Origin of the sequence: Kitasatospora sp. NPDC004799 (genome assembly GCF_040609095.1) — a bacterium.
Lineage (GTDB): Bacteria > Actinomycetota > Actinomycetes > Streptomycetales > Streptomycetaceae > Kitasatospora.
On sequence record NZ_JBEXJK010000413.1, the window covers coordinates 1 to 7,048 of the forward strand.

Consider the following 7,048-nt stretch of genomic DNA (forward strand, 5'->3'; position numbering starts at 1 on the left):
CGCCCACGCAAAACGCTCGGCTGGGAAACCCCAGCCGAGCGCCTGCATAAACTGATCGCGGCTTGATCAACTAACCACGTGTTGCAACGACCCCTGGAAACCGCCCGGCGGCCGGGGGCTCGGGGACGGTCGGGCGGGGGAGGCTCAGGCCTCGGCGGGGACCAGCTCGCGGCCGCCGGAGCGCGGGCCGCGCAGCACGGCCAGCAGGGCGACGCCCATGCCGACCAGCGCCCAGACCACCATGACCAGGATCGGCAGCCCCAGGTTGGTGGAGCCGAAGTAGGCCACCGACTTGGTGGCGGTGGTGCCGGCGCCGTTCGGGATCCAGGAGCCGATCGCCCGCCAGAACGGCGGCGTCATCGGCGCCGGGTAGACCCCGCCCGCGCTCGGGTTGCCGAGCACCACGAAGATCAGCACCGCGACGCCGATCCCGAGGATGTCGAACAGGCACTGCAGCGCCATGGTGAAGGCGCCGACCGTGAACACCACCAGGGCGCCGACGGCGCTCAGGCTCAGGACCGAGCCCGGCAGCGCGTCCAGCACCGGCCCGGCGATCACCGTGCCGAGCACGCCGGCGCCGACGGAGTAGACCGCGAGCACGCCGAGGCGGATCAGCAGGCGGTGGACGTTGGCCGGCTTGGAGCCCGCGCTGATGCCCAGGATCGAGGCGACCAGGTAGCCGCCGACGCACCAGCCGATCACCAGGTAGAAGGAGGAGAGGCCGTTGGTGTCGCCCTTGGCGAGCGGCGCCACGTCCTGGACCTTGACGGTGCGGCCCTGGCTCTGGTCGATCGCGGTGGTGATGCTCTCGGCGGCCTTGGCGGCGGAGGTGCCGCGGGCGTTGCCGACCAGCAGGGTGTCCTGGGTGGAGGTCGGGTCCACGACCAGCGCGGCGTAGAGCTTCTGGTCCTTGATCCGCTGGGTCGCCGTCTCGGCGTCCGGGGCGGTGGAGGCCCGGACGGCGTCGTTCGGCACCGCCTCCAGCGCGCCGACCAGCTTGGGGGCGACCTGCGGCGGGGCGACCACCGCGATCGAGAGGTTCTGCGGGGCCGGCTTGTGCAGCGCCCCGATGTAGGAGGTGATGAAGCCGAGCTGGAGCAGCAGCACCCCGATCACGAGCAGTGCCGCGCGCGGGGTGACCGCGCTCTTCAGTTCGGCGACGAAACCCTGCCCCGGGGCTGCCATCCACATCTCCTTGCGTATCGGGGAAAAACGGTCCTTCCAGAACCGATACTTCATACCATGAAGTAGTTGGCTTGTCGCACCTCCCGGGGCGGGTCGCGGCCCGTGTCGCTGCGCGATACTGGCGCGGTGAGTGACGAGGAAGCCCTGGTGGCGGTGGAGCGCGAGGTCGCGCTGATGTTCCGGCGGGGCCGGGCCAGAGTGGCGGAACTCTCACGGCGGGTGCACCCCGGGCTGGAGGGGATGGCGTACAGCCTGCTCGCGTACGTCGAGCAGGCCGGGCCGGTGCGGGTGACCGACGTCGGCGCGCACTTCTCGGTCGGCAAGGCGACGGTGAGCCGGCAGATCCGGACGCTGGAGGAGCTGGGCCTGGTGGCCCGGGAGACGGACCCGCTGGACCGCCGGTCCGCGCTGGTCTCGCTTACCGAGGATGGGCGACGGCGCTACCTGGTCGCGCGGGACGCGCGGATGCGACGGGTGCGCGAGGTGATGGGCGGCTGGTCGACGGAGGACGTGACCCGCTTCGCGGAGCTGCTGCACCGGTTCAACGACGTGATGGAGGAGCCGGCGGCGGAGTGATCCGGAGGCCGTCGGCGAGCCGGCCGGGCCCGCGGGGGCGGGCTTTACTTTCCCTTGAAGAAAGTTGCCTGACTCAACCATCTCGTCTTATGGTTGCTTACGGCAACGAACTTTCATGATCCGCGTATCCCGCACGCCTCGCCGAAGGACCCAGATGACCGTGACCACCGAGGCCGCGAGCGGTACCGCCGCCGCGGCCGACAGTCCACAGATGACGCACCGGCAGGTGATGGAGGCGCTCTCCGGCCTGCTGCTCGGCCTCTTCGTGGCCGTGCTCTCCTCGACCGTCGTCTCCAACGCCCTGCCGCACATCCTGGCCGACCTGCACGGCGGCCAGTCCGCGTACACCTGGGTGATCACCGCGGCCCTGCTCAGCCTCACCGCCTCCACCCCGATCTGGGGCAAGCTCTCCGACCTCGTCAGCAAGAAGCTGCTGCTCCAGATCGCCCTGCTGATCTACGTCGCCACCTCGGCGCTGGCCGGCCTCTCGCAGAACACCGGCGAGCTGATCGCCTGCCGTGCGCTCCAGGGCATCGGCGCCGGCGGTGTGGTGGCGCTCGGCCAGATCTGCCTGGCCGCGATGGTCCCGGCGCGCGAGCGCGGCCGCTACAGCGGCTACTTCGGCGCCGTCTTCGCGCTCGCCACCATCGGCGGGCCGCTGATCGGCGGCGTCATCGTGGACACCTCCTGGCTGGGCTGGCGCTGGTGCTTCTACGTCGGCATCCCGTTCGCGCTGGTCGCGATCCTGGTGGTGCAGCGGACCCTCAAGCTGCCGGTGGTCAAGCGCCGGGCGAAGATCGACTACCTGGGCGCGGTGGTCATCACCGCCTCGGTCAGCCTGCTGATGATCTGGATCACCCTGGCCGGCAAGAACTACGCCTGGCTGTCCTGGCAGACCGCGGCCATGGTCGGCGGCGGCCTGCTGCTGGGCGCCCTGGCCGTCGTGGTCGAGCGCCGCGCCGCCGAGCCGATCATCCCGCCGAGCCTCTTCAAGTACCGCACCGTCACCCTGGCCGCGATCGCCAGCGTGCTGGTCGGCGTCGGGATGTACGGCGCGACCACCTTCCTCAGCCAGTACTTCCAGCTGGCCCGGGCCAAGTCCCCGACGGTGGCCGGCCTGATGACGCTGCCGATGATCCTCGGCCTGGCGGTCTCCTCCGCGGTGGCCGGCAAGCTGATCACCAAGTACGGCAGGTGGAAGGCCTACCTGGTCTCCGGCACCGCGCTGCTCGCCGTCGGCTTCGGCCTGCTCGGCACCGCCCGGGCCGACACCGACTACGTGCTGCTCTCCGTCTACATGGCGATCACCGGCGTCGGCCTCGGCCTGACCAGCCAGAACCTGGTGCTCGCGGTGCAGAACACGGTGCCCCGGCACGAGCTCGGCGCGGCCAGCTCGGTGGTCACCTTCTTCCGCACCATGGGCGGCGCGATGGGCGTCTCCGCGCTCGGCGCGCTGATGAGCAACAAGGTCGGCCACTACCTGGCCGAGAACCTGGCCGCGGCGCACGTCCCGGCCTCGCCCGCGGCCTCCGGCGGCGGCATCCCGGACCTGTCCAAGCTGCCGGCCCCGATCGTGCCGCTGGTGACGGACGCCTTCGGCCACGGCGTCGGGACCGTCTTCCTGTGGGCCGCCCCGTTCGCGGCGCTGGCCTTCGTCACCGTGCTGTTCATCCGGGAGACGGTGCTGAAGACCACCACCCAGGAGGGCTGACCGGCCGGCGGGACACGCGGAACGGGCCGGGGAGTGTGCGGACACTCCCCGGCCCGTCGCGTCGGTGCGCGGTGCGCGCGGCGGTTACTTGCCGGCGATCAGCGACAGCCCGTAGAGGACGGCCCCGCCGCACAGCGCGAAGCAGACGTACGCGCCGGCCAGGGCGAGCCTGCCACCCGCGGCCCCGGTGGCGGCCCCGCCCGCACGGGCGGCGCTCACCGCGGCCTCGCGGCGGGACAGCGCCAGGATGCCGAGCGCGAAGACGGCGACCACGGCGACGGTGATGCCGAAGCTGACCCCGGCGGTCTGGGCCAGGGCGTTCCACTTGATGTGCATGGTGAGTCTCCCTGCGTCCGGGGCGCTCAGGCCGCGACCGTGGTCGAGGCGGGGGTGGGGGCGTTGGCGGTGCCGGTCGGTGCGACCTCGACCGGGGTGACGTCGACGTCGTTGACGTTGTCCGCGCCGACCGGCTGGCGGCGGGAGATCATCCACATCGCGGTCGCGCCGGCCACCAGCAGGGCGCCGACCAGGGCGACGCCCCAGCTGCCCTGCTCGGCCAGCAGGGCCGCGCCGCCGGAGACCACGGCGGCGGCCGGCAGGGTCAGGCCCCAGGTGTAGACCATGCGGCGGACCAGGCTCCAGCGCAGCTCGCCCTTCGGGCCGCCGAGGCCGGCGCCCATGATGCCGCCGGAGCAGACCTGGGTGGTGGAGAGGCCGAAGCCCATGTGCGAGGAGGTCAGGATCACGGTGGCGGCGGCCGACTCGGAGGCGAAGCCCTGCGGCGGGCGGATGTCCGCCAGGCCCTTGCCCATCGAGCGGATGATCCGCCAGCCGCCCATGTAGGTGCCGAGCGCGATCGCGCCGCCGGCCGAGACGATCACCCAGGTGGGGGGCAGCGCGCCGTGCGGCAGGGCGCCGACCGAGACCAGGGTCAGGGTGATGATGCCCATCGTCTTCTGGGCGTCGTTGGTGCCGTGCGCGAGCGAGATCAGCGAGGAGGAGAAGACCTGGCCGGTCTTGAAGCCCTTCTCGGTGGTCGCGGCGTTGCCCTTGCGGGTGATCGCGTAGGCCAGCTTGGTGGCGCCCCAGGAGGCCAGGCCGGCGACGAAGGGGGAGGCGACGGCCGGGATGAGGATCTTGGTGACCACGGTGTCGAAGTTGACGCCGTTCATGCCGACGCCGACGACCGTGGCGCCGATCAGGCCGCCGTACAGGGCGTGCGAGGAACTGGACGGCAGGCCGCGCAGCCAGGTCAGCAGGTTCCAGAGGATCGCGCCGGCCAGGGCGGCGAAGATGACCTCGGGGTGGATGCCGGCCTTCTCGTTGACGATGCCGCCGGAGATGGTGGTGGCGACCTTCACGGACAGGAACGCGCCCGCGAAGTTGAGCAGGGCCGCGATGGTGACCGCGACCTTCGGACGAAGGGCCCCGGTCGCGATCGCGGTGGCGGCCGCGTTGGCGGTGTCGTGGAACCCGTTGGTGAAGTCGAAGGCGAGCGCCGTGATGATCACAACGGCCACCAGGAACGAGATGTGTTCCATACCCAAACAATCGTCGTAGTTGTCGCACGGACGTTGATGACGTTCGCGACCGTAGGTCTGCTTGGTAAACGGAAGGTGAACTGGGCCGGGAATCGTGGTTCCGAAAGTTGACCCGCGGTAACCGCTGTCTTTCATCGGAGTGACCTGGGGTGCGCTGAACAGGACATTAGCGAAGAACATGCCGGTTCGACCCGCTTTGCTGAGAGCTGTCTCACAGGTCCGCCGAGAATTAACCTCCCGGTCCGCGCGCGCCCTGTTTCCGGCGAGTAACCCGTGGGAGGATCTGCGGGATCCGGGAAGCCGGGCAGGGGCGTGTACGGCGGGGAGGACCAGGCCATGGGCGGGGCGGGACAGAGAGCGGAGACGGCAGGCGTACGGCCCTGGGTACGGGCGGCGCTGCGCTGCGGAGCCGTCCTCGCGGCCGCGGCGCTCGCGCTGCCGGCGGGCGCGCAGGCCGCCTGGGCCGCGCCGGACCCGGGTGCCGGCCAGGCCGTCGCCGGCGCGGACCCGCTCGCCGCCGCCAAGGCCACCCTCGGCCCGCTGCTCGACCAGCTGCACGCGCTGTACCAGGGCGCCGAGGCCGCGACCGAGCAGTACAACGGCGCCGTCGCCAAGGCGGCGGAGCAGCAGACCTCGCTCACCGACCTGCAGGGCCGGCTGGAGCGCCAGCAGAAGCAGGTCGACGCCGGCACCGACATCGCCTCGCAGCTCGCCGCCGCGCAGTACCGCAACGGGGCCGCCTCGGCCTACGCCGAGCTGCTGCTCTCCAAGGACCCGTACGAGGCGGTGGTCATCGCCGAACTGCTCGCCTCGGCCAGCCGCTCGCAGTCGGAGTTCCTGGACAAGCTGAAGAGCGACCGGGACGCGCTGGACGGGCTGAAGAAGCAGACCGAGGAGGCGCTGGCGACCTCCCGGACGCTGGTCGCCCAGCAGGACGCGGCCAAGGCCAAGGCGGCCGCCGACCTCGCCACCGTCGAGCAGCTGGTCTCCTCGCTGACCGGCGCCCAGCGGGCCGAGCTGGAGCAGCTGGAGAAGGCCAAGGCGGACGAGGCGCAGCTGGCGTTCCTCGCCTCCGGGGCGCTCGGCAAGGGGGAGCGCACGCCCTCCCTGCAGGGGCGCGGGGCCATCACCTTCGCGCTGGCGCAGGTGGGCAAGCCGTACCTGTGGGGCGGCACCGGCCCGGACGCCTACGACTGCTCGGGCCTCACCTCGCAGGCCTGGCTGCACGCCGGCCGGCCGATCCCGCGCACCAGCCAGGAGCAGTGGGCCCAGCTGCCGCACGTGGCGCTCAACCAGCTGCGGCCCGGCGACCTGGTGGTGTACTTCCAGGACGCCTCGCACATCGGGATGTACATCGGCGGCGGGCTGATCGTGCAGGCGCCGCGGCCCGGGGCGTTCATCAAGGTCTCGCCGATCGGCTCGATGCCGATCCTCGGGGCCGTCCGGCCGGACCCGTCCGGCGCGGCGGACGAGGCCGGCGGCGCCTGGAAGGTGCCCGACCTCCCGGCGGGCTGGGACGCCGTCACGCCGATAGCGCCGAGCCCGGCCAACCAGGTGCCGGCCGTGCCGACCCCGCCGGCCCCGGGCGGCGGCGCGGTGACACCGCCGGCCGAGCCGGGCACGCCGACCGGGACGCCGGGCACTCCGGGCGGGACGGGCACCCCGACCGACCCGGGGACGCCGTCCGGCACCCCGACCACCACGCCGACCGGGACGCCGTCCGGCCCGGGCACCCCGACGCCGACCGGGACGGCGACGCCGGGCACCCCGAGCGGGACCGGCACGCCCACCCCGACCGGGACGGGCACGCCGACGGGGGGCCCGAGCGGCACCGGTTCGGCGAGCGCCCCGGCGCCGGGCAGCGCCACGGCCACCCTGCCGCTGGGCACCCTGCTGGGCACGCCGACGCACTGACGCGCCGACGAGCAGGCCGCCCCCCGGCACCCGGCGCGGGGCGGCCCCTTGGCGGGGCGGGCGCGACCCGCCCCGGGCGGCCGCGCAGCGGGTAACCACCCCCGTGGGGGGGGGGGGGTTT

At 72.7% G+C, this 7,048-nt stretch carries 6 protein-coding genes; 3 read left to right on the forward strand and 3 right to left on the reverse strand.

What is annotated here, in order from left to right; translation table 11 throughout:
* Window positions 1–144 precede the first annotated feature (144 nt).
* On the reverse strand, window positions 145–1,185 hold the full coding sequence (locus tag ABZW03_RS34020) for an ABC transporter permease (RefSeq protein ID WP_355267155.1): 1,041 nt from the start codon (window positions 1,183–1,185) through the stop codon (window positions 145–147).
* A 126-nt stretch (window positions 1,186–1,311) separates the two neighbouring features.
* Between ABZW03_RS34020 and ABZW03_RS34025 the strand changes: the two genes are divergently transcribed.
* Together ABZW03_RS34025 and ABZW03_RS34030 are read left to right on the forward strand one after the other, a co-directional pair.
* On the forward strand, window positions 1,312–1,761 hold the full coding sequence (locus ABZW03_RS34025; RefSeq protein ID WP_355267158.1) for a MarR family transcriptional regulator: 450 nt from the start codon (window positions 1,312–1,314) through the stop codon (window positions 1,759–1,761).
* 154 nt (window positions 1,762–1,915) lie between these two features.
* The gene (locus tag ABZW03_RS34030; protein WP_355267161.1) at window positions 1,916–3,472 is read left to right on the forward strand and encodes an MDR family MFS transporter; all 1,557 of its coding nucleotides are present in this window, start codon (window positions 1,916–1,918) and stop codon (window positions 3,470–3,472) included.
* Between the two features lie 84 nt (window positions 3,473–3,556).
* On the opposite strand, the gene ABZW03_RS34035 is transcribed toward ABZW03_RS34030, so the two are convergent.
* Complete coding sequence (locus ABZW03_RS34035) at window positions 3,557–3,808, reverse strand: hypothetical protein (protein ID WP_355267164.1); 252 nt, start codon at window positions 3,806–3,808, stop codon at window positions 3,557–3,559.
* Window positions 3,809–3,834: 26 nt separating this feature from the next.
* A complete protein-coding gene (locus ABZW03_RS34040; protein ID WP_355267167.1) occupies window positions 3,835–5,013 on the reverse strand; it encodes an inorganic phosphate transporter in 1,179 nt (392 codons plus the stop codon).
* Between the two features lie 336 nt (window positions 5,014–5,349).
* Between ABZW03_RS34040 and ABZW03_RS34045 the strand changes: the two genes are divergently transcribed.
* A complete protein-coding gene (locus tag ABZW03_RS34045) occupies window positions 5,350–6,927 on the forward strand; it encodes an NlpC/P60 family protein (RefSeq protein WP_355267170.1) in 1,578 nt (525 codons plus the stop codon).
* Window positions 6,928–7,048 lie beyond the last annotated feature (121 nt).